Source organism: Paenibacillus cymbidii (assembly GCF_004764705.1).
GTDB classification, from domain to species: Bacteria; Bacillota; Bacilli; order Paenibacillales; family NBRC-103111; genus Paenibacillus_AN; species Paenibacillus_AN cymbidii.
The window spans coordinates 36859-61932 of record NZ_SHLX01000015.1; the positions used below are offsets into that span (position 1 = coordinate 36859).

Below are 25074 nucleotides of genomic sequence, written 5' to 3' on the forward strand. Positions count from 1 at the left end.
TTCCCCCTCTCAAAATGCCAGCAAAACCGCGATCCACATGCAGCTGAGCGCGGCGAACAGGCCGAGGCCGATCCGGGCCGCAAGCTCCTGCGACCGCGGGCCAACCGTAATGCCCCAGGTCACGAGCGCTGCCGCCATCCCGTTCGTAAAATGAAACGTCGCGCCAATGCTGCCGATAGCGTACAACGCAAGCACAAGCGGCTGCGACACATGCTGCTGGACGTGCTGGTAGTCGACGGTTGTGCCGTAAAACAGCGCCGCCAGCCGAATCGCCCACAAATGCGCCAGCACAAACACAAGCGTAACAATTCCGCTGGCCCGCTGCAGCACGAACAGCCAATTGTTGCGATAGGAATACCTGGTCGCGTTGTTCCGGGCCATGCCGGCGATGTAAATGCCATAACCGGCATGATACAGCAGCGGCAGGGCGATGAAGACGATTTCGGCAGCGCCGAGAAACGGAAGCGACTGAAGCCGGCCGATCTGCCTGTTATAAGCGGCTTCGCCGAACATCGCCACTGCGTTCGTATACAGATGCTCGAGCAAAAACAAGCCGAGCGGCACGATGCCAGCCAGCGAGTGCAGCCGCATCAACGCGAATCGCGTCGCGGAGCGGCGTGCGGATTGCGGGCCGGCGGGCGCCTTGGCGGTTGCGCTTGACATGCTGCCTTCTCCTTTCTGATATACGGGCCGGCGCTATTCGCCGTCGTCGGGGTTCAGGAGCAGATCGGCTGATGCCAGCCGATCGAGCGCCATCACGCGTTCGATATACCGCTCCGTCTCCGCTGTCGGCCGGTCGGCGCACAGCAGGCGGAACTTGTCGACCAGTTCGCCCGTGACCGGCTTCTCCGGATCGCCCTTCGGGTAGTCGGTTTCGCCGGCGAACCGGACGCCGTCGCTTCGTTCGATCGTGACCGCCGCGCCCCATTGGCGCGGGTAAGCCGCATCGATGCGCGGATCGACGCCGACCTCGACGCGGGCCATCAAGGCCCGGATATCCGGATCGACCAACGCCCGCTCGTGAAAATCGGCCAGCCCCGCGCGCTGCCGCACCGCCGCAAGGGCGGCGCAAAACTGCAGGCTGAATTTGGCGGCGTATACCGACTGCGGATCGCCGTTGTCGGTAATGGTCAGCGCCGTCCGATACGTCGCCACCCGGATGCGGCCGATGTCGCGATGCGTCATGCCGTTATCCCGCATCAGCTCCAGAATCAAATCGACGGCATGGTGCGTATGGCGGCATGAGGCGTGGATTTTGAACGAGTTTTCCGTGATTTTGAACGTGCTGCCGAGGCCGTCCGTAATTTTGGCCGGGTCGAATTGATCGGACATCGCCTGCCCGAAGCCGCGCCGGCCTTCCAGGATGCGGCTCGCCGCCGTAAACCCGCGAGCCGCCAGCTGAGCCGCAAGCAAACCGTTCATCGCCGCCTTGCCCGGATGCAGCTGCTTCGACATCGCCCCGTCTTCGATAAATTCCCACAACCCGGCCGCCTGTGTGCCGGCGCTGCCCAGCGCATGCACAAGCTGGTCCTCGCTCAGGCCCAGCAGCTTGCCGGCAGCGGCGGCAGCGCCGAACGTGCCGCAGGTGGCCGTATTGTGCCAGTAATAATAGTGCGACGGCGACACCGCTTCGCCGACCCGGTAGCACACTTCGTAACCGGCCACAATGGCGGCGATCAGTTCCTTGCCGCTGCTGCCTTTCCATTCGGCGGCAGCCAGCGCCGCCGGAATGACTACCGTGGCGGCATGGATGATCGACGCCTTGTGAATGTCGTCCAGCTCCACGACATGGCTGGCCGCGCCGTTCACCAGCGCCGCATGCAGCGCCGACGAGCGGCCGCCGGTCACAAGCGTTGCCTGGCGGTTGCCTCCCATCTCCTCGACAAGTTCGCGGAGCATTTGGACCGGCGCTTCTTTCTCCCCCGCGAGAGCGGAGCCGAGCCAGTCAAGCACGCACAGCTTCGTAAAAGCGACCACCTCTTGCGGCAGCCGTTCGAAGTCGAGCGCAACCGTATAGCGGGCAAGCGCCCGGCTTAATGTGCTTTCCATTGCTTCCCATTCCTTTCGTTATCCCGCACCTTGGAGCGGTATCCGCCTACGTCATGCGCCGTCAAGCAGCCCGAGGCCGCGCGCCGTTTCCAGCAGCTTGCGGCAGCGGTGAACGACCGGATAATCGATCATGCCGCCGTTCAGCCGGATCGCCGCCTGTCCGGAGGCTTCCGATTGCCGGAACGCCTCTACGACCGCCTGCGCCTCGGCGATTTCTTCACGCGTCGGCGCAAACAGCTCGTTGACCGGCGCAATCTGGTCCGGATGCACGACGAGCTTGCCTTCGAAGCCGAGCTGCTTCGCCTGTCGCGTCTCCCGGCGCAATCCCTCCGTATCCTGCAGCCGGATAAACGCCGCATCGATCGGCGCTTCGATGCCGGCGACGCGCGACGCCAGCACAAGCTGGCAGCGGGGGTAGAGCAGCTCCAGCCCGTCGCCGGTCAGCTCGGCGCCGATGTCGAGCGCGTAATCGACCGAACCGAAGGCAAGCCGGCGGACGCGGCTGCAGCCGGACGCCAGCTCAAGCGCGCGGTACACGCCCGCCGCCGTTTCCACCAGCGGAATCAGGCCGATGCGCCCCGTCTCCCAGCCGTTGTCGCGCTCCAGACGGCCCAGATGCGCATCGGCAGCGGCGATGTCCGCCGCGCTGCCCGCCTTCGGCAGCACAATGCCTTGCAGCGGCTCGCAAACGACAGCTTCAAGGTCGGCGGCGAGCAATCCGCTGGCGGCATCGTTGACGCGCACGTACGCCCGGCGCGCCGCCCGCTCCTCCAGTGCTTGGCGCACCGCCTGCCGCGCATTGCCCTTCTCGGCCGGAGGCACCGCGTCCTCCAGATCGTAAATGATCGCATCCGCTTCCAGTTGCCTTACTTTCCGCAGCCGGCGCTCCTGATTGCCGGGCACGAACAGCCACGAGCGTATGAACGTCATGGCACGACGCCTCCTTTTGTCCGCGGACGGTTGTTGTCGATGAATGGAAGGCCCGCCGGCCGTTCACTGAAGCTTGATGCCGATAAACTTGCGGGTCGTCATTTCCTCCAGCGCATATTTGACGCCTTCCTTGCCGGTGCCGCTCAGCTTGACGCCGCCGTACGGCATATGGTCGTAACGCAGCAGCGACGCCTCGTTGATCCAGACGCCGCCCGTCTCCAGCGCCTCCGCCACGCGCAGCGCCCTGTTCAGATCGCGCGTGAACACGCCCGCCTGCAAGCCGTACGGGGAATCGTTGGCGCTTGCGATCGCCTCCTCCTCGGTGGCGAACGGAATCAGGCAAACGAACGGCGCGAACGCCTCGGCGCAAACGACCTTCATCCGGCTGTCGGCACCTGCGATCACCGTCGGCGCAAGCAGCGTGCCGCACCGCGTGCCGCCCGTCAGCAGCCGGGCTCCTTGCGCGACGGCATCCCGCACCCAATCCTCCGCACGTTTGGCGGCAGCGTGCGTAATCATCGGCCCGACATCGGTCGCCGGATCGAGCGGATCGCCGGCCACAAGCCGGCTAGCGGCCTCGCTCATCCGTCGCGCGACTTCTTCGTATACCGGTTCCTGCACGTAAACGCGCTGCACCGACACGCACGTCTGCCCCGCATTGGCGAACGCCCCTCTCGTCAGCGAGGCGACCGCCGCATCGAGATCGGCGTCGGCGAACACCAGATTCGGCGCATTGGAGCCGAGCTCCAGCGTCACGTTGGCGCGTCGCGCCTTCTCCTTGATGCCCCAGCCGACGGCGGCACTGCCGGTAAATGTGATTTTGCCGATGCGCGGGTCGGCGCACAGGATGTTGCCGATCGGCTCGCCCGGCCCCATGAGCACATGCAGCGCGTCGCTTGGCAAACCGGCCTGCGCCAGCAGCCGGTACAGCCACACGGCGGTCAGCGGCGTTTTCTCCGCCGGCTTGAGCACGACAGCGTTGCCTGCGGCAAGCGCCGGCGCCACCTTGTGCAGCACGAGGTTCAGCGGGAAGTTGAACGGCGTGATCGCGGCGACGACGCCGATCGGCACGCGCTGCGCCATGCCGAGCTGCCGTTCGCCGCCGAGCGCGCTGTCCATCGGGATCAGCTCGCCGTACAATTGTTTGGCCCCTTCGGCGGCAAACTTCAGCACTTGCACGCCGCGCGCGATTTCGGCGCGCCCTTCGCGCAGCGGCTTGCCGGCTTCCAGCGCCAGCAGCTTCGCAAGATCGTCGGCGTCCGCCGCCAGAAGCTCTGCGGTCCGATACAAAATATCGGCCCGACGATGCGCCGGCATCCGCCTCATCGTCCCGTAAAAGCCGCGCTCGGCGGCGGTTATGGCATCGCGCACGTCTTCGTCCGTTGCGATTGCGATCGAACCGACCGCGCTGCCGTCGTACGGGTTGACGACCTCCAGCCTCGGCCGGTCCCCCTTGTCGCGCATCGTCCCGTCAATAATCGAACCGTAATGCAGCGCGTCGAATCGGCTCATAACGGCGACTCCCCGTCTGCTGCATAACGGCTGCGGCCCGGCACAATGGAAGCGCGGGTAACCGCGCGGCTCGCCGACCGGTCCAACGCGTCGCCGATTTCGTGCAGCCCGAAATGCCCGTCAAGCAAATCCGCAAACGGATAGTCGTCGATATGGCGCGACAGAAAACGCAGCGCTTCGTCGAGAAACCACGGCTCGTATCGGATGATCGGAATAATGCGAATCGCCTTCCGCGTCAGTTGGCCCGGGTCGAACGCGGTCGTCCGGCCCGGCGACACATTGCCGATGCTGACGTAACGGCCGCCCGGGCGGATCAGCCCGATGCCTTCGGCGAATGCGCCCGGCACGCCGGTCAGCTCCATCGCCATGTCCGCCATCGCGCCGCCCGTCAGCGCCTCGACTGCCCGCGAACGTTTCTCCGGCGTATCGTGCTCGGCCATATCAATCACTTCGTCGGCGCCAAACTGCTTCGCCTTCTCCAGCCGGCTGCGCACCGCATCGATAACGATGACGCGGGCGCCGAACTGTTTGGCCACGGCGGCCGCGTTCAGACCGAGCCCGCCGGCGCCTTGCAGCACGACCGTTTCGCCGTAGCGCAAACCGCCCTGGACGATGCCGTAATACACTTGCGTCAAGGCGCAGTTGACGCTGGCGGCCGCCGCGTCCGGCACGTTGTCCGGCACCTTGTAGAAATATTGATCGGGGTGAATATAGTAGTGCGTGGCGAACGAACCGTGAAAATGCGGCGCTTCGCCGGCTTCTTTCACCCAAAACTTGTAAGCGTTTGCGCATAAGGCGAACTGCCCGCGCTGGCAAGCGGCGCATTTGCGGCACGTAAGAAAATAGGCCGCCACCACCCGATCGCCCGCTTGGACGGGCCGGCCGGCGTAATCGGTCTCCACGCCCGCGCCGAGCCGCTCGATGCGGCCGACCATCTCGTGGCCCATTACCCCGGACCTTTTCGTCGGATGGTTTCCTTGCCAAATATGCAGCTCCGAACCGCAAACGTTCGTCCGTACGACGCTGACCAGCAGCGCTCCCTGCCCGGGCTCCGGCAGCTCGTAATCCTCGTAGGCGAGCTTGCCCGGCTCCGTCATGACGGCAACGGTCCCTTTCATCGTCCAGCCTCCTTGTCGTCGTGCGCTCGTGTCAAACGATGCCTTTGGCACGCCATGCTTCAATGGTTCGCAGCGGAAAGCCGAATTCCTGCAACAGCGCTTCCGTATGTTCGCCGACGCCGGGAATCGGCTTCATCGCCACGTCCCAGCCGTCCAGCGTCGCAGGCGGAAGCAGCGCCTTGACCGGACCGACGGGCGAATCGACCTCGCGCCAGCGGTTGCGCGCCGCAAGCTGCGGATGGTCGGCGAATTCGCGCATCGTATGGAGCCGGGCGTTGGCAATTTGCGCTTCGTTCAGCAGCTCGACGATGTTCGCCGCCGTTTTCGTCCGGAACGATTGTTCGATCCGCTCCGCCAGCCGCTCTTTTGCCCGAAGCCGCTTGCCGTTGCCGTCAAAGGCCGGATCGTGCGCCAGTTCGGGCTGGCCCAGCACGCGCTCGCAGAACATTTGCCATTCCCGTTCGTTCTGGATACCCAGAAACACGTATTTGCCGTCGCCCGCCCGGAACGGCCCGTACGGATAAATCGTCGCGTGGCTTGCGCCCGACCGTTCGGGCTCCTTGCCGCCGTAAGCGGCGTAATAAAGCGGGTAGCCCATCCATTCGCCGATCGCCTCAAGCATCGAAACCTCCACGACCGTACCTTTGCCGCCGGCTTTTTCCCGCGCGAGCAAGGCGGACAAAATACCCGAGTAAGCATACATCCCGGCGGCGATGTCGGCGACGGAAATGCCCGCTTTGGAGGGCGCGTCTTCCGTGCCGGTGATCGACACCAGCCCGGCCTCGCATTGCACGAGCAGGTCGTAAGCTTTTTTATCGCGATAAGGGCCGTCGGCCCCGTAGCCGGAAATGTTGCACACGATCAGCCGCGGATAACGGGCGAGCAGCGACGAGGACCCGTAGCCGAGCCGCTCCGCCGCGCCCGGGGCGAGATTCTGGATGAAGACGTCCGCCTGCGCCAGCAGCGCTTCCATCACCGGCTTCGCCTCCGGCTGCTTCAGGTCGAGCGTGATCGACTCCTTCGAGCGGTTGCACCAGACGAAATGGCTGGACATCCCCGCTACCGCATCGTCATAATCTCGGGCAAAATCGCCGGCTCCGGGCCGTTCGATTTTGATGACGCGCGCGCCTAGATCGGCCAATTGCCGGGAAGCGAAAGGCGCCGCAACCGCCTGTTCCAGCGAAACGACGGTCAATCCTTGCAGGGGCAGCATCAAGGTTCCTCCTCCGATGTCGACTTGTTTATGCTGCATTTTTTTGGATTTTGTATTTTGGATCCAAAACTTAGTTTCACTATACCCTTCGCTCAGCCGAACTGTCAAGACACGATTGGTATGAAAATGGCGCCGCTGTCTCGCAGTTTCCGCAAGTTGCCAGAACCGAGGGAGTTTGATACAATCGAAGCGATTTTGCGGTGATTGCGGATCACGGATGTAAGGAGCCGATAGGGATGGAGCCATTATCGATCGTGCCCGCCCGCGAGCAGGTGGCGGCTGCGCTGCGCAAGGCGATTTTCGAAGGGGAGCTGAAGGTCGGACAGGAGCTGACGCAGGACGAAATCGCCCAGCGGCTCGCCATCTCCCGGATGCCGGTGCGCGAGGCGTTTCAAATTTTGGAGCGCGACGGGCTGCTGCAGTTGAAGAAGCGCAAGGCAATCGTGCTCGGACAAACGGAAGAAGATTTGATCGATCACTATGACATCCGCGCCTTGCTCGAAGGCGAAGCGGCTGCCAAAGCGGCGGCGAGGCGCAAGGAGCCGCGCGATATCGTGCAGGCGCGGGATGATGTGGAGCAGGCGGCGGAACGACGGGATGCGGCGGGGTATTTGCAGGCGAACGAGCAGTTCCACCGCGCCGTCTGGGAAGCCGCCGACAGCGTGCGGCTCGAGAACGTGCTGAGCCAGCTGTGGGTCGGGCTGCCGCCGCATTTGCCGGAGCTGCTGCCGGAGCAGATCGCCAAGTCGATCGCCGAGCACCGGCTCATTGCGGATGCGATCCTGAGCGGCGATGCGGAGCGGGCGAGAGCCGCGATGGCCGCCCATGTCAAACGCAGCTTGAGCGACTTGCTGAAAGCGCGCGCCGAGCGGTAATCCGGCCGGAAACCAAACAGGCAGCCGCCGCGATGAAGTCCGAACCGGACGCCATCTTCGGCAGCTGCCTGTCGCTATATCCCGAGCACGTGATACCCTGCGTCCACATGCAGCACTTCGCCGGTTACGCCGCGCGACAAGCTGCTGAACAGAAACAGCGACGCGTCCCCCACCTCGTCCTGATCGACGTTTCGCCGCAAAGGCGCCTTCTCTTCGATCGTGGACATGATGTCGTTGAAGCCGGAGACGCCTTTGGCCGCCAGGGTGCGAATCGGACCGGCGGACACCGCGTTGACGCGGATATCGTATTTGCCAAGATCCTCCGCCAAATATTTGACGCTCGATTCGAGCGCCGCTTTCGCCACGCCCATGACGTTGTAATTTTTGACCACGCGCTCCGCGCCGAGATACGATTGGGTGACGATGCTCCCGCCTTCGGTCATCAGCTTCTTCGCTTCCCGCGCCACGGCGACAAGCGAGTAGGCGCTTGTGCTTTGCGCCAGCAGGTAGCCTTCCCGGCTCGTATCGAGGTATTCGCCCTTCAGCTCCTCCTTTTCGGCAAAAGCGAGGGAATGGGCAAGGCCGTGAACGACTCCCGCTTCCTCCCCGATCCGGCGGAATGCGGCTTCGATGCTGGCATCGTCGTCGACGTCGCACGATACGCACAGGACGGGCGCGATTCCTTCCGCCTCCAGCAGCTGCGTCAATTTCGCCAGCGAACGTTCCTTGCGATACGTAAAGACGAGTTTCGCCCCCTCGCGATGCAGCGATTTGGCAATGCCCCAGGCAAGGCTCCGCTCGTTGGCGACCCCCATCACAATGACCGTCTTCCCGCTCATCAAACCGGACACGTCGTTTCCTCCAGACTAAATCTTGATAGCTAATCTTAATAGCTGGTGCTAATTCATTTTCCTATTATAGCCTACAAACGCAGTCCGCTCAACTCACGGGCAATGCAACCCCTTTAACAAATGTTTGGCTTTGTTTTTGTCGAACTGGTATTATATAACTATGAAAATAGTGCGAAGCGACTAAACATCCCCTTCCATGGAGCGTACCTATGATCGCCAAATCGCGTTTGTTTGTTAGCGGATTGCTTCTGCTCTCCCTTGCGGTCCCCGTACATACGGTAAGTGCGTCGAATCTGACGGATCGCGGCGGCGACGGTATTCATATCGACGATATCGTGGCATACGCAACCCGGGCGGAAACGTTGTCCGCTTCGGATCTCGCCGGTTTATTGGGGCAAATCGTGCCGCTCTGGGTACCGGACACGCCAACCGATCTCGTTGCCGTTGCCGGCGATTCCGCGGTTCAATTGACTTGGTCGCCCGTCGCCAATGCGGCGTATTACAACGTCTACCGGTCGTCGGACGGTGTCTCCTACCAGTTGATCAGCGCGCGCGGCGCAGTCACTTCTCCCGCTTACGAAGCCGCGGGGCTGTCGAACGGCACCGCCTATTCCTTCCGGGTGACGGCGGCGATGCCCGGCGCGGAAAGCGGCACTACCGACGCCGCAGACGCAACGCCGGCTCCGGCCCAAACGGCGGCTGACATTGCCGATGGAATCACAAGCGTGACGGTTCCCGTTGCAGGAGCAACCCAGCTGACATTGCCCGACGTACCACCGGGCTTTTCCATTGCCATTCTTTCCTCCAGCAACACGGCCGTCATCGGAACGAACGGCGTCATTGCGGCGCCGGCGACCGCAACCAGCGTCAATCTTGTTTTTGTCGTGACCAAATTATCCGATCATTCGACGGCGAATACGGGTATGGTTCCGGTTATGGTGCCTGCTGGTGTCCCTGTGTTCGTACCAAGACCCGGAGCAAGCGTCAATGTTGCGCTGGCGGCGAATAGCGGAACGGTGAGTGCGTCTTCCCAGCTTGGCGGTTTTCCGGCATCGAGCGTCATCAACGGGGATCGAAAAGGAACAGGCTGGGGTAACGGCGGCGGATGGAACGATGCGAATGCAGATGTTTACAACGATTGGTTGACTGTCACCTTTAACGGCGTTCGGACGATTAACGAAATTGACATTATCACCATCCAGGATAATTACAGTTCACCCATCGAACCGACCATTGACATGACGTTTAGCCAGCATGGCATCACGGACTATTACGTCCAATATTGGGAGGCCGGCGATGTCAACGATTGGGTAACGATTCCGGATGGCGTTGTCGCGAACAATAATTATGTGTGGAGGCAATTCACTTTCTCGCCGGTTGCAACCAATCAAATACGATTGATGATTACGAACGCAAAAGGCTACAGCCGGGTCGTCGAAGTCGAAGCGTGGACGTATGTAGCGCCTGATTGAGGCGAGCTTGTTAATAGTGCGGTTTTACGGGTTCGGAAAAAGGGAATGTCGAAAATAAGCCCTATTTGATTGACTATTTCGCCAAAAAGGGCAGGCAACGAAAAAATAGCCAGTGAAATCGCTGGCTATTTCTTTGAAACCGCCGATTTGAAGGCCTTTTGCTCACAATAGCCAGTGTTTTCACTGGCTATTTTCGACGCGCGCGGCAAAATGAGGCGAATAAGCCATTTTTCATGGGCTATTTCGGATGATGAGTCGCTTACCCGGCCAACTCTCGCGCCTCAACGCCCTCCGCGATCAAGTGCACCGTGTTGCGGCCGCTATGCTTGGAGCGGTACAGCGCATGGTCCGCCTGGCGCAGCAGCTGCTCCACGGTATCGGCGGCTGACATCGCTTGCGCGACACCGAAGCTGGCCGTGATCGCCAGTTCCCCCCGCGGTCCGGCCAGCGGGTGACCGGCCAACTCCCGGCGAATGCGCAGCGCCGCCTGCCCGGCCTGCTCCAGCGTCAAGCCCGGCATCGCGACGACAAACTCCTCGCCCCCGTACCGGGCGAACACATCTTCCGTCCGCAGCACGCGCCGGCTCAGCTGCACAATATGCTGCAGCGCGCGGTCGCCGGTTTCGTGCCCGTGCTCGTCGTTGATTCGTTTGAAATAATCGATATCGAACAGCACGATGGACAGCGGTTCGCCGCTGCGATTCGTTTCCGCCAGCAGCGCTTTGCTCAGCCGGAAAAACTGCAGCCGGTTGTATATTTTCGTCAGCCCGTCGTAATAGGCCAGCTCCTTCAGTTCCTCCTGCAGCCGGCGCCGTTCGGTGATCGTCGTCATCACCAGCAGCATGCCCGCCGCTTGTCCGCGCCGCGTGCGAATAAACGAACGGCGAACCAGATAATAGTCCTCCTGCTCCCCGACACGCCAGCCGATTTCGCGAACGTCCTGCGTTTCCCCGCCGATGCCGCCGTTCGAAAGCCTCGCCGGGTCGTCCGAAAGCCGCAGCGGCTCGTCCGTATGAAGCGCCCACACGGCTTCGAGCCTGTGGCCGATCGCCGCGGATGTCAGCTCCGGCATCAGGGCGGCGGCCGCCGAATTGTAGTCGACGAGCCGCAGCTCCAGATCGCAGACGAGCACCCCGTCGTTCATGCTTTCAAACAGCCTGTCGCGGGCAATCGGCACCACGTTGAACAGCCCGGTAGACGTCAGCGCCCACAAATACATCGCCGATGTGACGCTCATCAGCACCGGAATCGGATCGATCCCTTCCGGCGTCATCCCGAACAAATACGCAAAATCGCCCACAAGCGGCAGCAGCACCCCGATCAGCATGGAAAACAGCTGCCTGCGGTACGCCTTCAGCCGGCTCCAGCCGCGAAGCAGCAAAATTACAGCCCCCATCATGCAAGCGCAATTGTAGGCGCCATAGATGGTATACCACGGACCGCCGGCCGCGTTGACCCGCAGCATCGGCGTATCGTCGCGCAATTCCAGCGAACGGTAAAAAAAATGATGCGCGTCGTTGGTCCACATCAGCAGCATCGTGGCGGCCGGGACCAGCAGCAAGGCGATAACGAACGGCCGCCGAATCTGCTTTTCGAACCCGAGATAAATGAGCACAAGCACCAGCTCGAGCGGCGGCAAATACGGCATGCCGATATATTCGATCTGAATCCAGAACTTGATCTCTTCCAGCGAGCCCGCGCCCAGTTCAAGCGCAGCCCCGAAAATATAGACGGCCGAGAGCAGGTTGATGGCGAAAAAAACACGTTTGCCGGCAAAATTCGTTCGTCCGAACAGGACGTAAATGCCCATCAGTACGTTGAATACGCCGGATGTGACGACCAGGGTGATAAAAGCTGCGTATGGTGTGCCCATGTGTATTCTGCTCCATCGGTTAAAATCGCGTGCTGCGTTTGGCGGTCAGCCTGTCTTATCGTGATGGTACCATATAATCAGCACCCGATGGATAGCGCGGCCCAAAAATGAATCTTAAGACCTCCCGCCGTACAAGCCCATGCAAAAAATTGCCGTGTCCGCCTCATGATTGCGGCAACATGCCCAATATACATAAATAAACCCTCAAATAAACGATGGCGAGGAGGCGTTGTTGGTGGCAAACGAGTTTGTCGCGCGATCCTTGAACGAAATCCGGTTCTGGTCGCGGATCATGAAGGAGCACTCGCTGTTCCTGAAGCTGGGCTTCCGGTGCGAGGATACGCAGCTGATCCGGGAAGCGGAGCAGTTCTACTCGTTGTTCGAGCAGATCGAATCGGCGTCCCACAGGTATACGGAACAAACCGATCCGGCGCAAATCCGGCAGTTCAACGTGCAAACCGCAGCGGCGGCGAGCCACATCTGGGCGTTCAAACGCAAGGTGCTGGGCCTCATTATTCAATGCAAGCTGCCGGGCGCCAACAATTTTCCGCTGCTTGTCGATCATACGAGCCGGGAAGCGAATTATTTTCGCAATCGGCTGGTGGAGCTGAACGAAGGCAAGCTAGAGCCGCTGCCGGATGCGATTATCGACGAAAATGTATTTTTCCTGCGCATTATGGCCGATCATGCCAAATTCATTGCCCACTTGCTCGATCCGTCCGAGCGGCAATTGGTGGAGCAGGCGCGAAATTTCGGCCACGATTTTGACCAGCTGCTGTTCCAGGCGATCGACCTCAGCGGCATGCGGCCGCAGGCGCAAACGGTGCCGCTGCTCGATCAGTTTCTTGACGAGAACCGGGTATCGGTGGCGGCATTGCGCGACTTCAAGAAAACGGCGCGGGAGCTGATCGACGCCTGCCGGATCAAAAGCATCATCCACCCGCTGCTGGCCGATCACGTATACCGCGAAGCGGAACGGTTTCTTGCGATCATCGACATGTTCGAAGCGAGCCTGACCGGAGTCAAACCGTAAGCGAACGGCACCGGCAAGCTCCTCCGCGCTGCAATTTTTACAATGTCTCCACATTCCGCTTACTTCCGCCGAATACTGGGCTGTTACGCTGGAAGCATGACGAATTGCGGGAGGAGTTGCCATGCGGATCGCCATCTTTACCGAAACGTTCGCTCCCCAAGTAAACGGCGTCGCCCGTACGCTCAAGCGGTTAACCGATACTTTGCGGCGCCGGGGCGTGGAGCATCTGGTGTTTGCGCCCACGCACGCCGGGAACGGCGCCGACGATTCCAATTGGATGCGGCCGGTCGGCAGCATCCCGTTCTTTCTTTACCCCGAATGCCGGCTGGCCATGCCGAATACGATCGCGATGCGCGCAGAGCTCGACCGGTTCAAGCCCGACCTGATTCATTTGGCCACACCGTTCAATGTCGGCTTGTGCGGCCTGCGATACGCGCGCAAACGCGGCGTCACCCATGTCGCTTCGTACCATACCCATTTCGACCGGTATTTGTCCTACTATCACATTAGTCTGGCCGTGCCGATGTACTGGAAATACATTCGCTGGTTTCATCGCACCTGTTCGGCTACCTTCGCTCCATCGCTGGAAACGATCCGGACGCTGCGCGAGCAGCAGCTGTCCGGCATGCGGCTGTGGTCGCGCGGCGTCGATTGCCGCCTGTTCGCTCCGGTCAAGCGGGACAGCGCAGGCGTTCGAAGTGAATACGGCATCGACGCTCCGCTCCTGCTGCTGTATGTCGGGCGGATAGCGCCGGAAAAAGATATCGACACGCTGCTCGCCGTCATGCAGTCGATCGCGGCCGGGGCGATGCGGCACTCCGTGCACTGGCTCGTCGTCGGCGACGGCCCGATGCTGCCCGACATGCGGGCCAAAGCGCCGGCCAATGTCACCTTCACCGGCTACAAGTCCGGCGAGGAACTGGCGCGGCTGTACGCGTCGGCCGATGTGTTCGTTTCGTCGTCGAGCACGGAAACGTTCGGCAACGTGGTACTGGAAGCGATGGCGTCGGGGGTTCCGGTCGTCGGAGCGGACGCCGGCGGCGTGCGCGAAACCATAAGTGCCGGCGTCACCGGCCAGCTCTGCACGCCGCGGGATGCCGGCGCTTTTGAAAGCGCGATTCGCCGTCTGACGGAGCATGCCGACGTCCGGTCCGCTTATGGCGCCGAAGCTCGGCAAACGGCGCTGGGCCGCTCCTGGGACGCCGTGTTCGACCGGCTGCTGGCGGATTATGCCGCTATCGCCGCAGGCAAAACGGCAGGCGCCGACCCGCACAGCGCCTGACGACGCAACCATTTCCGCGAGGAGGAAACCCGATGCGCATCACAATAGCAGGAACCGGTTACGTCGGATTGGTAGCCGCCGTTTGTTTGGCCGTACGCGGACACGATGTGGTGGCGGTCGACCGCGAAGAGATCGTTCGCGGACTGAAGGAAGGCAAACCGGGCATATGGGAGCCCGGGCTCGACAAGCTGCTGGCGGAAGCGATCGGCAGCGGACGTTTGGCATTCGGCACCGATATCGCCCGCGCGGCCGTACACGCCGATGCGCTGATGATTGCGGTCGGCACCCCTTCCCTTGCCGACGGCAGCGCCGACATGCGGCAATTGCGGGCGGCGTTCGGCGAGCTGATGCGGGCCCGCGTCTGTCCGAAGCTAGTGATCGTCAAAAGCACGGTGCCGATCGGCACCTGCGAGGAATGGGGAACGATTTTGCGCCGTGAAGGCTTCGATACGGAGGTCGCCTACAACCCGGAATTTATGCGGCAAGGCAGCGCGATCCGCGACTTTCTCGAGCCGGCGCGAATCGTGCTCGGCTGCGATTCGCCCGCTGCGGCCGAACGGCTGCGCCGCCTGTACGCGGCCTGGAACGCGCCGATTCATCTTTGCGGCAGGCGCAGCGCCGAAATGATCAAATACGCGTCCAACGCGTTTCTTGCGACGAAGCTGTCGTTCGCCAACATGATGGCCGATCTGTGCGAAGGGTACGGCGCCGATATTCGCGATGTAGTAGCCGGCATCGGCTTCGATAAACGAATCGGCGGCGACTACATGCAGGCGGGCGTCGGCTACGGCGGCTCCTGCCTGCCGAAGGATCTGCAGGCGCTGCAGGCCGCCGGGCGGGCAGTCGGCTGCCCGCTGCCGCTGCTTGACGCCGCCAAACAAGTGAACGACCGGCGCATCCCCGCCTTGTTCGACAAGCTGCTTGCCGCCTGGGAGGAACTCCCGCGCAGCGGCAAACGACTGACCGTGTTCGGCCTTTCCTTCAAGCCGAACACCGGCGATTTGCGCGAGGCGCCGGCGCTGGCGTTTCTGTCGATGTGCCTGACGCACGGCATCGACGTTTGCGCCTACGATCCGGTCGTGCGCAGCATTCCGCTGCCCGGCGTGCAGTTGGCGTCCGATCCGTACGAAGCCGCAGCGGCGTCGGACGCCGTCGCCATCATGACGGAGTGGCCGCAGCTGGCGGCGCTCGACTGGCACCGCATCGCTTCCGCGATGCGCACGCCGGTCGTGCTCGACGGCCGCAATGCGCTGCCGAAGGACGCGATCGTGCGGCTGCTGGCCGCAAGCGGTGCCAGGTATGTGCCGACCGGCCATCCCGCGTCGGCGCTCCGCCCGACCCCGGCGCTGGCCGGCAACATGTAGCGGGCGGCCGGACCATCGCCAGAACCATCGCGCCCGAATGGATGGCTTTGGCGGAGAGACGGTTGCCTCGGCGGCCTGCTCGAGTACCCATTCAAGAATAGCCCATAAAAACCGGCCTATTCGTCCGTTTTCCCGCAGGCCGCGGAAAATAGCCAGCGAAAACACTGGCTATTCCGGCCCAATCGCCGCGGAATCGCACCTTTTCGTCAAATAACCAGCGAAATCGCTGGCTATTTTCGACGAAGGCACGAAAAAGCGGCGAATAGGCCACTTTTCAAGGCTTATTTTTGCGACGCATCGATTGGGAACGCTTTCATGCAAGCGCCGCCAGCCAATTCGACTCCTGCGCCCTGCGGGAACCGGGATTGACGAGTGCCGGGCCGCCACTTATGATGGACTCAATCGAGACATAATCGGAGGCGCAGCCGGCCATGATTACCGCAACGCGTGTTACGGACAATGCCCCGGCGGGCAAGTCCCGCTCCCTGCGGCGCAGCCTCGTCATCGTGCTGCTGCTCAGCACTATCGTGCCGATCGTGTTGATGGGCATCGGCTCCTACTACCTGATCTACTCGATCCTCGACAACAAAATCGCCAACGCCGTACAAAGCACGCTGCGGCAGGTGCGCTCGAACATCGATAAAACGTACGCCAACCTCAATTACGTTTCCCAGCAGCTTTCCTCCAACGACCTGCAATTGCTGTTCCAATCGGACGATACGGTCGAGCGCTACATCCTGAGCCAGACCGTATTCAAAAATCTCGACCTGGTCAGCTTTACGAACCCCGATACGGGACTGTTCTACTACTACACGCCTCCGGAGAACAGCGTCTTTTTCCAAAACCAGAGCATTCGCGAAGGCGCCGACCCGGCCGCCTTGCCGCAGTTGACCGCCGTAAAAGGCGTCACCTACCACGCCCCGCACCGCACGTTATCGGACAAGGGCGATCTTGTCCTGTCCGTCACCCGGTCGATCAATATCGCCAAACGGTCCCCGCTGTACGTGTATGTGGAATCGAACAACGATCTGTACAACCGGCTGCTCAACAGCGAGCAGTACGGCATGCAGGCGATTCATCTGCTGGCGGACAGCCGGGGCAGCGTCATTTTCAGCCAGGACGAAGCGCTGTTCCCCGTCGGCACGTTGATGCCGGCGCAGGTGAACGACCACGGGTACGCGGAACGCAGCGGCCGCTACGTGTTCCGCGAGGCGAGCGCCGAACAGGGCTGGTCCGTGTACACCGTCATCGATCGCCACACGTTCCAGGCCGAAATGAAAAGCTGGACGCTGCTCGGCGCCGCCATCGCCGTCGTTTCGCTGCTGTTCAGCGGCGCGCTCGGCTGGTCGATCTGGAAGATGGTGTACCGGCCGCTTGCCAAGCTGAACAGCGAAATTCGCAAGGTAAAAGCGAGCCGTACGCACGACGACGTGCCGCACGCGCAGGAAATCCGGCTGACGCGCATCGCCGAATTCGACGACGTGCTGCTGCAGTTCCAGGACATGCGTACCCGCATCCGCATGCTGCTGAACGAGCTGATGCAGAAGGAAGAGGACAAGCGCTACCTGGAAGTGGAGAAGCTGGTCGCCCAAATCAACCCGCATTTCCTGTACAACACGCTGAACACGGTGCAGTGGCTGGCGAAGGCAAACGGCCAGGAGGAAATCGTCAACCTGATCGCGGTTTTCACCCGGCTGATGCGCTACAACCTCGGCAAGGACGGCGGCCTCGTCGCCCTGCGCGACGAAATTGCCGCGCTCCGCGACTATATCGCGCTGCAGCAAATCCGCTACAACTACGTATTCGCCATCCGCATCGACGCGGACGACAATACGCTGGACGTGCTGGTGCCGCGTTTCCTGCTGCAGCCGCTGATCGAAAATGCGATCTACCACGGCCAATCGGAGGACGGCAGCGCCATCTCCCTCACCGTAACGGACGAAGGCGACGGCTCGATTCTGGTGCAGGTGCGGGACAACGGGCCCGGCATGAGCCCGGAGCAAATCCACAAGCTGCTTGCTTACCGGCTCGTGCCCGAACGGGACAAAATCGGCATGGGCATCGGCCTGCACTACGTCGCCACCATGCTGCGCGTCCACTTCGGCGAACGAACCGGTCTGCGCGTCGACAGCCGGCCGAACGAAGGCACCACGATTTCGTTTCGCCTGCCGCGCGCGCCGGGACTGGCCGCAGCGCCAAGAGAGGAGCCCCGCCATGATTAATGCAATCGTCGTCGAAGACGAATATATCGTCCGCTTAGGCTTCATCGCCGCGATGCCGTGGGCCGAATTCGGCATTCGTATCGTCGGCGAAGCGGCCAACGGACGCAAGGCGATCGAGCTGCTGGAGCGCGCCGAAGTCGACCTGCTGATCACCGACCTGTCGATGCCGGTCATGAACGGCTTCGACCTGATGCGCCACGTGCGCGAGGCGTATCCGCACATTCGCATCGTCGTGCTCACGTGCCACGAGGATTTTCATTACATCCGCGACGCCATGCGGTTCGGCGCGCTCGATTACATTATCAAGACGGAAATCGAAGGCGACAACATGCAGGAAGCGCTGCGGCGGATCATGGCGCGCCTGCGCGAAACGCAGCCGGCGGCAACCGCCGAAACGGCGCCTTCCGCCGACGAAGCCGGCTGGTCCGAAGCGGACGGCCAGCGGCTGCAGCGGCATATCGACCGTTATTTGCCGCTTTACTTTGCCGTGAGCGACAGCGAGCGCGCCGCCCTGGGCGAAGAGTTACGGGAGCTGGCTCCGCCGGTGGCCGAGCTGCGCAAGGCGATGCACTATTTGCTCGTGGAATGGAGCCGGACGCCCGGCATCGGCAGCCTGCACGAGTGGTCGCGCCAGGCGGACCGGCTGCAGTCGGCGGACGACTGGGACAAGACGCTGGGCGACATTCGGCTGTACTTGCGCAAGCGGCTGCGGCTCGCCCATTACCCGGAAGACGTCGTGCTGCGCATTCTGCAAGCCAAAGAAAAGCTGGCCGCCGAACTGGACGCGCGCACGACGCAGAGCGATCTGGCCGAAAGGCTGCGGCTCAGCCGCGGGTATTTCAGCCGCGCGTTTCAGGATATTGTCGGCGAACCGTTCAATGACCACTTGAAGACGCTGCGCATGAACCGGGCGAAGCTGTTGCTCGCGCAAACGGCCAAGCCGGTGGCCGACGTCGCCGAAGAATGCGGCTTTCTCGATCACCGCTATTTCAGCCGGCAATTCCGCGAGGAAACCGGCTTGCTGCCTTCCGAATACCGCAGCCGCCATGGGCAAGGGTGAAATTTGTTCTCCGCAGGTGTGAATGCGCGCGCCAAGTAAAGTCGCAATTCGCCCTTCGCGAAGCCGATTGTCGCTCACGCTTCGCGGATGCGACCGGCTACTATGAAGCTGTAGCCCAAATCATTTTCGCAAACGGAGGTTCGCTTCATGAAGAAGTGGAAAGCCACCCTGCCCGTCACCCTCGCCGTCGTCCTGACCGCCGGCACGGCGTGCAGCGGCAAACATGAAACCGCTGCCACGCCGACACCGGCAGCCTCGTCCGCCCAGCCTTCGGCAAGCCCGAAGGCGACGGCCAAAGACCCGTTCGGCAAGTTCGAGCAGCCGGTTACGCTGAGCGTCGGGTATTACAATCCCGACGAATACAAGTGGCCGGACGGGGCCATCAACGACAACGAGTACACGAAGCTGTACGAGGACAAGCTGAACGTCAAGTTCAAGCACGCGTTCGAAGTGCCGCACGCCGGCTACGAGCAGAAGGTCAATCTGATGGTGTCGAGCAACGACATCCCGGACGTGCTCGTCGTAACCGAGTCGCAGTTCAAGCTGCTGGCCGAATCGGACATGCTCGAGGACTTGTCCAAGGTGTTCGACGATTACGCTTCGCCGACGCTGAAGAAGCTGTACGCCGATTTTGGCCCGGAATTTATGCGCAAAGTGTCTCCCGGCGGCAAGCTGCTCGGGCTCCCTTCCACCGCGCCCGCCCGCAACAACGACGGCGTCGTCTGGATTCGCCGCGACTGGCTGAAGAACGTCGGCATCGAGCTGCCGGACACGATCAAGATGGCCGATCTGGAGAAAGTGGCCAAAGCGTTCGTCGAGAACGACCCGGACCAGAACGGCAAAAAGGACACCTACGGCATCCAGAGCACGTCCAATTTCGTCACCGCCTCGATGGGCTACAACACGCTCGACCTGCTGTTCACCGCGGGCAAGTCGTTCCCGAAAATATGGACCAAGGACGCCGGCGGCAACATCGTCTACGGCTCGCTGACCAAAGAAACGAAAACGGCGCTTGGCGCCATCCGCGACCTGTACGCCAAAGGGCTGATCGACAAGGAGTTCGGCACGATCAAGCCGGAGCAGTTCAACAAGGACATCTACTCGGGCAAAGCCGGCATCACTACCGGCCAGTCGTGGTCGTCGATCGCGTTTCCCGATTCCGTCAAGAACGATCCGAAGGCGGACTGGAACGCGTACATGCTCGTCGCGGACGACGGCAATTACTACTCCCGCCAATCCAACCCGATCGAGAAGATCGTCGTGGTCAAAAAAGGCGTCAAAAACCCGGAAGCGCTCATCAAAGTCGTCAATCTGATGGCCGAGATGGACAACCGCAAGCCGAATTCGCCGACGGTGTACACGACGACGACCGGCACGACGTGGACGGTGCGGCCGATCCAGGTGCAGATCCGCGAGAAGAATACGTTCAGCGACCGGATCAAAAACCTGCAGGCAACGGCGGCCGGCACGTTCAAGCGCGAGGACCTGCCTCCGAACGACGTGAAAATTTTCGACGATTACAAAAAGGGCTATGAAGCGCTCAAATCGGACCCGGCCGCGTGGGCGTTCGTCATCTACATGTTCAACGGCGGCAAAGTGGTGCTCAGCCCGCTGACAAAAGAAGTGTACAGCGAGTATTACGGCATTACCAAGAGCATGGAAACGAAATGGGCGAACCTGACCAAGCTGGAAAACGAAGCGTTCCTGCGCATTATTGTCGGCGACAAGCCGCTCGACTATTTCGATACGTTCGTGGACGATTGGAAAAAACAAGGCGGAGACGACATCACGAAGGAAGTCGCGGCCGAAATCAAGCGTCTGTCCGGCAAATAGCCGGCCGGATGCGGATCGGAGGAAGCCGCATGAACAACAAGGCGGTGCAGGCGCACTATCATTTGATGATGCTGCCGGGCATGATACTGCTCGCCGTTTTCAGCTTTTACCCGATTCTCGGATCGGTGATCGCGTTCAAAAAATATTTGCCGGCCAAAGGGATCTGGGGTTCCCCCTGGGTTGGCCTCGACAACATCGCCTATATGTTCCAGATTTCGGACAGTAAGGTTATTTTGTACAACACGTTGTTTATCGCCCTGATGAAAATGATCGCCGGGCTCGTTGTGCCGCTCGCCTTTGCGCTGCTGCTGAACGAAGCCCGGGTGCGGCTGGTCAAACGGGTCGTGCAGACGATCGTTTATTTGCCCCACTTCATGTCCTGGGTGCTGCTGTCGGTCATCATGCTGAACCTGCTGTCGCTGCGCGGGGTCGTCAACCAGTTTCTCGGCTTGTTCGGGATCGAACCGATCCTGTTTCTCGGCAGCAACAGCTGGTTTCCCGCCGTGCTGGTCGGAAGCGACGTGTGGAAGGACTTCGGCTTTTCGGCGATCATTTATTTGGCGGCGCTGACTGCGATCAATCCGTCGCTGTACGAGGCAGCCGAAATCGACGGCGCCTCGCGCTGGCGCAAGCTGGCGCATATTACGCTGCCCGGCATTTTGTCGACCGTCGTGCTGCTGGCGACGCTGTCGCTCGGCAACATTCTCGACGCCGGCTTCGAGCAAATTCTCAACCTGTACAACCCGCTCGTCTACGCGTCCGGCGACGTCATCGACACGTACGTGTACCGGGTCGGGCTGGTGCAGTCGCAATACGGCATCGCCAGCGCCGTCGGGCTGATGAAATCGGTCGTCAGCTTCGTGCTGATCGTGATCTCCTATCAGCTTGCCGCGCGGCTGGCGAATTACCGCATTTTCTAGAGCGAGGAGGACCCGTCTTGCACAGCTACGGCACGAATCGAACGAACCGCGGTGTCGACCTCCTCATTCACACGCTGCTGATCGTGATTGCCTTTGTTTCGCTGTTTCCGATTCTGAATGCGTTCGCCAACTCGCTGAGCGACCGCGCCGCCGTCGCCGCGATGAAAGTAACGATTTATCCGATCGATTTCAGTTTGGCCAACTACCGGGCGATTATGGAAGACAAGCAGTTTTTCACGTCGTTCGGCGTGTCGATCGAACGCGTGCTGCTCGGCGGCGCGATCCAGTTCGCGCTGACCGTGCTGCTCGCCTACCCGCTGTCGCGCCATCCGCGGCGGTTCAGGGGCCGGGGCATTTATATGTGGGCGATCGTCGTGGCGATGCTGTTCCACGGCGGGCTCATTCCGTGGTACATCACCGTCAAGTCGGTCGGGCTACTCGACACGATCTGGGCGCTGGTGCTGCCCAAGGCGGTGCCGGTGTTCAACGTCATCCTGCTGATGAACTTCATGCGCGGGCTGCCGAAGGAGTTGGACGAGGCGGCTGAAATCGACGGCGCGGGGCCGTGGTACCAGCTCGTCAAGCTGTACGTGCCGCTGTCGCTGCCGGCGCTGGCCACGGTGACGCTGTTCAGCATCGTCGGCCACTGGAACGCTTTTTTCGACGGGTTGCTGCTGATCCACAGTCCGGAGCGCATGCCGCTGCAAACGTACATCAACCTGTTCATGCTGCAGACGCAGCAGCTTGACGATCTCGACCCGGACCAGATGGAGATGCTGCTGAAAATGTCGAACCAGGGGCTGAACGCGGCCAAAGTCATGCTCAGCATGGTGCCGATCCTGCTGCTGTACCCGCTGCTGCAGCGCTTCTTCATCCACGGTATCGTGCTCGGATCGGTAAAAGAGTGACGTGCTCCGCCGAAGGCAACGGCAGGGAGCCGCCGGCACGATGTTGTTGAAATAGGCCATGAAAAATGGCTTATTGGCTCCGTTTCGGATGTTTCGTCGGAAATAGCCAGTGAAAACGCTGGCTATTTCGGTGAAATGCCGTTCAATCGGGGATTTTGACACGAATAGCCAGTGAAATCACTGGCTATTTCGTGGCGACTGCTCCATTTGCGGCAAATAGGCCATGGAAAGCGGCTTATTTCGCCAGCTCGTTGTTCGATTTGGCGGGGGAGTCATGGATCCGTGGTTTTGTTTGCGCGGCGAAGCAAAAACCTGATTTGTTGAACCATTTTGGGGCAGACGGAGGGGTCAATGCGGCGCGTTAAGCAACGTTTCTTGAAAGAGATTCCACTCCAGACTGATGATCGCTGCACAAGGGGAACATTCCTTTCGCTTGCTGGCGAGACCTGTACTGTCCTCTCCTTGTTTTGCGGTACCGCAGCGACCGGCTTCATTGGAGCCCGATCTGCGAGGCGATGCAACGCACTTCCGTCAAACTCGGCAACATGCGGCTGGGTAAGGCGATGGCGGATGAATGGTCGAAGTCGATAAGTAGCTGAGGTCGGTGGGTAGTTGAGGTTGATGGTTAGCTGGTGCCGGTGAGTAGTCGAGATTGATAGGTAGCTGGTGCCGGTGAGTAGTTGAGATTGATAGGTAGCTGGTGCCGGTGAGTAGTTGAGGTTGATAGGTAGCTGGTGCCGGTGAGTAATCGAGGTTGATAAGTGGCTGGTGCCGGTGAGTAGTCGAGGTTGATAGGTAGCTGGTGCCGGTGAGTAGTCGAGGTTGATAGGTAGCTGGTGCCGGTGAGTAGTCGAGGTTGATAGGTAGCTGGTGCCGGTGAGTAGTCGAGGTTGATAAGTGGCTGGTGCCGGTGAGTAGTCGAGGTTGATAGGTAGCTGGTGCCGGTGAGTAGTCGAGGATGATAGGTAGCTGGTGCCGGTGAGTAGTCGAGGTTGATAGGTAGCTGGTGCCGGTGAGTAGTCGAGGTTGATAGGTAGCTGGTGCCGGTGAGTAGTCGAGGTTGATAAGTGGCTGGATGTTGTCAGGTTAAGCGAGGGTAGCTGTCCGAGTCGCTGCACCACTCGCCGAAACGCCGCTGCAAGGCTGAAATCAGCCTTATTTCGCCCGCTACTCACCAAAAACGCTGCTGCAACGCTGAAATCAGCCTTATTTCGCCCGCCACTCGCCTAAACGCTGCTGCAACGCTGAAATCAGCCTTATTTCGCCCGCTACTCACCGAAACGCTGCTGCAAGGCTGAAATCAGCCTTATTTCGCCCGCTACTCACCGAAACGCTGTTGCAACGCTGAAATCAGCCTTATTTCGCCCGCTACTCGCCTAAACGCTGCTGCAACGCTGAAATCAGCCTTATTTCGCTGACATCCCGAGCAATGAAAACTTACTTTTCCTGACAATATTGAGGCGCCTCCCCATTGTCGCAGCCCCCCCTCTTCGGAGCGATGTGCCTATATACATGAAGCTCCGAAAGAGAATTTGGCTCCCCTGTTGCGCATGACAGCGTTAATGGATGCATGTGACACAGAAAAAGCGGAATTCCGATAGACGACGAAGCAGCTGGGACCAGGGCGTTGCTGCCAGGTTAAACGACCGGCTCGCTGAAGGAGCGAAACGAATGACAGATGTGCTGACGATTCATTGGTGGACCGACCTCCACCTGCGCGACGAGCTGACCGGCAAGCCGGAAGCCGAAGGCGCCATCTGGATGGAGCGGCATTATTACGCCGCGCTAGACAAACTGAAGATGAGCGTCGATATCGCCAACGCGGAGCGGCCGGATCTGACCGTCTGCACCGGCGACGTTATCGACCGCAAGCAGCCGCTGCTGGCGTTCGCGCAGATGTGGGACCGGGTAGCCGGACCGAAGGCGTTCATGCTCGGCAACCACGATCTTGACGCCGGCTACGACAGCGTCGTGCGCGAGCTTGGCTGCGAGGAAAGGCCAGTGACGGCCGGCAGCCGATTCACCTGCTCGTTCCCGCTGTATCGCGGACAGACGCGGGCACGCGTGCTGCTGCTCGACACTTATGTTGACGCAGAGGGCCGTCACCGGTACGATACGTGTGAAGGAACGATCGGCGAAGCGGCGTTCGCCTGGCTCGAAAGCGAAATGACAATCTGCGCGGAGACGGTTGTGCTGCTGTTCGCGCACAACGGCATCGATGGGCCGGAAATGTACTTCGACCCGCGGCATGCGGCCCGCTTCCGCGAATTGGCGTCGCGCGTCGTTGGCAGCGGCAAGCGGCTGTATCATCTCGCCGGGCACCATCACGTGTATCCGCTGGCGGTCGTGCGCGATGTGCTGCCAGGCTACACGTTCGTCAACGGCGTCGCGATGATCGCCGGTTCCCGCTCCAGCGTCAACGTGCTGACGTTGGACGAACGGGGCGAACTGGCGATCGACTATCGCGCAGTCGAGTACCCGTATCGGCCGTATCGGCCGCATCATCCCGATCGGTCCGATCGGGCATCCACCTACCAAAACTGACAAGGGGTTTGTTAT

General features: G+C 61.0%; 19 protein-coding genes. 11 read left to right on the forward strand and 8 right to left on the reverse strand.

Annotated elements, in window-relative coordinates; translation table 11 throughout:
* Positions 1-9: 9 nt before the first annotated feature.
* The 6 genes from EXY20_RS20415 to EXY20_RS20440 form a co-directional block, all read right to left on the reverse strand.
* Positions 10-663 (reverse strand): succinate dehydrogenase, encoded by a 654-nt coding sequence (locus tag EXY20_RS20415; RefSeq protein ID WP_135553953.1) that lies wholly within the window; start codon positions 661-663, stop codon positions 10-12.
* A gap of 33 nt (positions 664-696) precedes the next feature.
* Positions 697-2049, reverse strand: coding sequence for an MmgE/PrpD family protein (locus tag EXY20_RS20420; protein ID WP_135553954.1), 1353 nt, complete (start codon positions 2047-2049; stop codon positions 697-699).
* Positions 2050-2100: 51 nt separating this feature from the next.
* The gene (locus EXY20_RS20425) at positions 2101-2979 is read right to left on the reverse strand and encodes an HpcH/HpaI aldolase/citrate lyase family protein (protein WP_135553955.1); all 879 of its coding nucleotides are present in this window, start codon (positions 2977-2979) and stop codon (positions 2101-2103) included.
* A 63-nt stretch (positions 2980-3042) separates the two neighbouring features.
* Entirely contained in the window at positions 3043-4491 is a 1449-nt protein-coding gene (locus tag EXY20_RS20430; RefSeq protein ID WP_135553956.1) for an aldehyde dehydrogenase family protein, read from the reverse strand.
* Entirely contained in the window at positions 4488-5609 is a 1122-nt protein-coding gene (locus EXY20_RS20435; RefSeq protein ID WP_135553957.1) for a zinc-binding dehydrogenase, read from the reverse strand. Before EXY20_RS20435 ends, EXY20_RS20430 begins: the two co-directional genes overlap by 4 nt.
* A 31-nt stretch (positions 5610-5640) precedes the next feature.
* On the reverse strand, positions 5641-6822 hold the full coding sequence (locus EXY20_RS20440) for a CaiB/BaiF CoA transferase family protein (protein WP_135553958.1): 1182 nt from the start codon (positions 6820-6822) through the stop codon (positions 5641-5643).
* A gap of 236 nt (positions 6823-7058) precedes the next feature.
* Here EXY20_RS20440 and EXY20_RS20445 point away from each other — a divergent pair, with 236 nt between their 5' ends.
* Positions 7059-7697, forward strand: coding sequence for a GntR family transcriptional regulator (locus tag EXY20_RS20445; protein ID WP_135553959.1), 639 nt, complete (start codon positions 7059-7061; stop codon positions 7695-7697).
* Between the two features lie 74 nt (positions 7698-7771).
* Here EXY20_RS20445 and fabI read toward each other — a convergent pair whose 3' ends face one another.
* Positions 7772-8536: an enoyl-ACP reductase FabI gene (fabI, locus tag EXY20_RS20450; protein WP_207671313.1), complete on the reverse strand. Its 765-nt coding sequence runs from the start codon at positions 8534-8536 to the stop codon at positions 7772-7774.
* Positions 8537-8757: 221 nt separating this feature from the next.
* On the opposite strand from fabI, the gene EXY20_RS20455 reads away from it, so the two are divergent.
* Positions 8758-10020, forward strand: a complete 1263-nt coding sequence (locus tag EXY20_RS20455) for a discoidin domain-containing protein (RefSeq protein WP_135553961.1) — start codon at positions 8758-8760, stop codon at positions 10018-10020.
* A 259-nt stretch (positions 10021-10279) separates the two neighbouring features.
* On the opposite strand, the gene EXY20_RS20460 is transcribed toward EXY20_RS20455, so the two are convergent.
* Positions 10280-11893 (reverse strand): histidine kinase N-terminal 7TM domain-containing diguanylate cyclase, encoded by a 1614-nt coding sequence (locus tag EXY20_RS20460; RefSeq protein WP_135553962.1) that lies wholly within the window; start codon positions 11891-11893, stop codon positions 10280-10282.
* A 235-nt stretch (positions 11894-12128) separates the two neighbouring features.
* On the opposite strand from EXY20_RS20460, the gene EXY20_RS20465 reads away from it, so the two are divergent.
* From EXY20_RS20465 to EXY20_RS20505, 9 genes are all read left to right on the forward strand, one after another.
* The gene (locus EXY20_RS20465; protein WP_207671309.1) at positions 12129-12926 is read left to right on the forward strand and encodes a DUF2935 domain-containing protein; all 798 of its coding nucleotides are present in this window, start codon (positions 12129-12131) and stop codon (positions 12924-12926) included.
* A 121-nt stretch (positions 12927-13047) separates the two neighbouring features.
* Positions 13048-14208 (forward strand): glycosyltransferase family 4 protein, encoded by a 1161-nt coding sequence (locus EXY20_RS20470; protein WP_135553964.1) that lies wholly within the window; start codon positions 13048-13050, stop codon positions 14206-14208.
* A gap of 32 nt (positions 14209-14240) precedes the next feature.
* Complete coding sequence (locus EXY20_RS20475; RefSeq protein ID WP_135553965.1) at positions 14241-15572, forward strand: UDP-glucose dehydrogenase family protein; 1332 nt, start codon at positions 14241-14243, stop codon at positions 15570-15572.
* A 431-nt stretch (positions 15573-16003) separates the two neighbouring features.
* Positions 16004-17794, forward strand: coding sequence for a cache domain-containing sensor histidine kinase (locus EXY20_RS20480; protein WP_135553966.1), 1791 nt, complete (start codon positions 16004-16006; stop codon positions 17792-17794).
* A complete protein-coding gene (locus tag EXY20_RS20485) occupies positions 17787-18854 on the forward strand; it encodes a helix-turn-helix domain-containing protein (protein ID WP_135553967.1) in 1068 nt (355 codons plus the stop codon). The genes EXY20_RS20480 and EXY20_RS20485 overlap by 8 nt, the downstream gene beginning before the upstream one ends.
* 147 nt (positions 18855-19001) lie before the next feature.
* On the forward strand, positions 19002-20687 hold the full coding sequence (locus tag EXY20_RS20490) for a type 2 periplasmic-binding domain-containing protein (RefSeq protein WP_135553968.1): 1686 nt from the start codon (positions 19002-19004) through the stop codon (positions 20685-20687).
* Between the two features lie 29 nt (positions 20688-20716).
* On the forward strand, positions 20717-21607 hold the full coding sequence (locus EXY20_RS20495) for an ABC transporter permease (RefSeq protein ID WP_135553969.1): 891 nt from the start codon (positions 20717-20719) through the stop codon (positions 21605-21607).
* 17 nt (positions 21608-21624) lie between these two features.
* The gene (locus tag EXY20_RS20500; RefSeq protein ID WP_135553970.1) at positions 21625-22515 is read left to right on the forward strand and encodes a carbohydrate ABC transporter permease; all 891 of its coding nucleotides are present in this window, start codon (positions 21625-21627) and stop codon (positions 22513-22515) included.
* Between the two features lie 1671 nt (positions 22516-24186).
* A complete protein-coding gene (locus EXY20_RS20505) occupies positions 24187-25059 on the forward strand; it encodes a metallophosphoesterase family protein (RefSeq protein WP_167859389.1) in 873 nt (290 codons plus the stop codon).
* The last annotated feature ends 15 nt before the right edge of the window (positions 25060-25074 follow it).

What these genes read in the sequence shown, in the direction of transcription:
- EXY20_RS20420 (WP_135553954.1), bottom strand. Translation starts at nt 2,049, where the DNA reads ATGGAAAGCACATTAAGCCGGGCGCTTGCCCGCTATACGGTTGCGCTC.
- EXY20_RS20460 (WP_135553962.1), bottom strand. Translation starts at nt 11,893, where the DNA reads ATGGGCACACCATACGCAGCTTTTATCACCCTGGTCGTCACATCCGGC.
- EXY20_RS20485 (WP_135553967.1), top strand. Translation starts at nt 17,787, where the DNA reads ATGATTAATGCAATCGTCGTCGAAGACGAATATATCGTCCGCTTAGGC.
- EXY20_RS20430 (WP_135553956.1), bottom strand. Translation starts at nt 4,491, where the DNA reads ATGAGCCGATTCGACGCGCTGCATTACGGTTCGATTATTGACGGGACG.
- fabI (WP_207671313.1), bottom strand. Translation starts at nt 8,536, where the DNA reads ATGAGCGGGAAGACGGTCATTGTGATGGGGGTCGCCAACGAGCGGAGC.
- EXY20_RS20435 (WP_135553957.1), bottom strand. Translation starts at nt 5,609, where the DNA reads ATGAAAGGGACCGTTGCCGTCATGACGGAGCCGGGCAAGCTCGCCTAC.
- EXY20_RS20505 (WP_167859389.1), top strand. Translation starts at nt 24,187, where the DNA reads ATGACAGATGTGCTGACGATTCATTGGTGGACCGACCTCCACCTGCGC.
- EXY20_RS20470 (WP_135553964.1), top strand. Translation starts at nt 13,048, where the DNA reads ATGCGGATCGCCATCTTTACCGAAACGTTCGCTCCCCAAGTAAACGGC.
- EXY20_RS20415 (WP_135553953.1), bottom strand. Translation starts at nt 663, where the DNA reads ATGTCAAGCGCAACCGCCAAGGCGCCCGCCGGCCCGCAATCCGCACGC.
- EXY20_RS20475 (WP_135553965.1), top strand. Translation starts at nt 14,241, where the DNA reads ATGCGCATCACAATAGCAGGAACCGGTTACGTCGGATTGGTAGCCGCC.
- EXY20_RS20440 (WP_135553958.1), bottom strand. Translation starts at nt 6,822, where the DNA reads ATGCTGCCCCTGCAAGGATTGACCGTCGTTTCGCTGGAACAGGCGGTT.
- EXY20_RS20490 (WP_135553968.1), top strand. Translation starts at nt 19,002, where the DNA reads ATGAAGAAGTGGAAAGCCACCCTGCCCGTCACCCTCGCCGTCGTCCTG.
- EXY20_RS20455 (WP_135553961.1), top strand. Translation starts at nt 8,758, where the DNA reads ATGATCGCCAAATCGCGTTTGTTTGTTAGCGGATTGCTTCTGCTCTCC.
- EXY20_RS20425 (WP_135553955.1), bottom strand. Translation starts at nt 2,979, where the DNA reads ATGACGTTCATACGCTCGTGGCTGTTCGTGCCCGGCAATCAGGAGCGC.
- EXY20_RS20495 (WP_135553969.1), top strand. Translation starts at nt 20,717, where the DNA reads ATGAACAACAAGGCGGTGCAGGCGCACTATCATTTGATGATGCTGCCG.
- EXY20_RS20480 (WP_135553966.1), top strand. Translation starts at nt 16,004, where the DNA reads ATGATTACCGCAACGCGTGTTACGGACAATGCCCCGGCGGGCAAGTCC.
- EXY20_RS20445 (WP_135553959.1), top strand. Translation starts at nt 7,059, where the DNA reads ATGGAGCCATTATCGATCGTGCCCGCCCGCGAGCAGGTGGCGGCTGCG.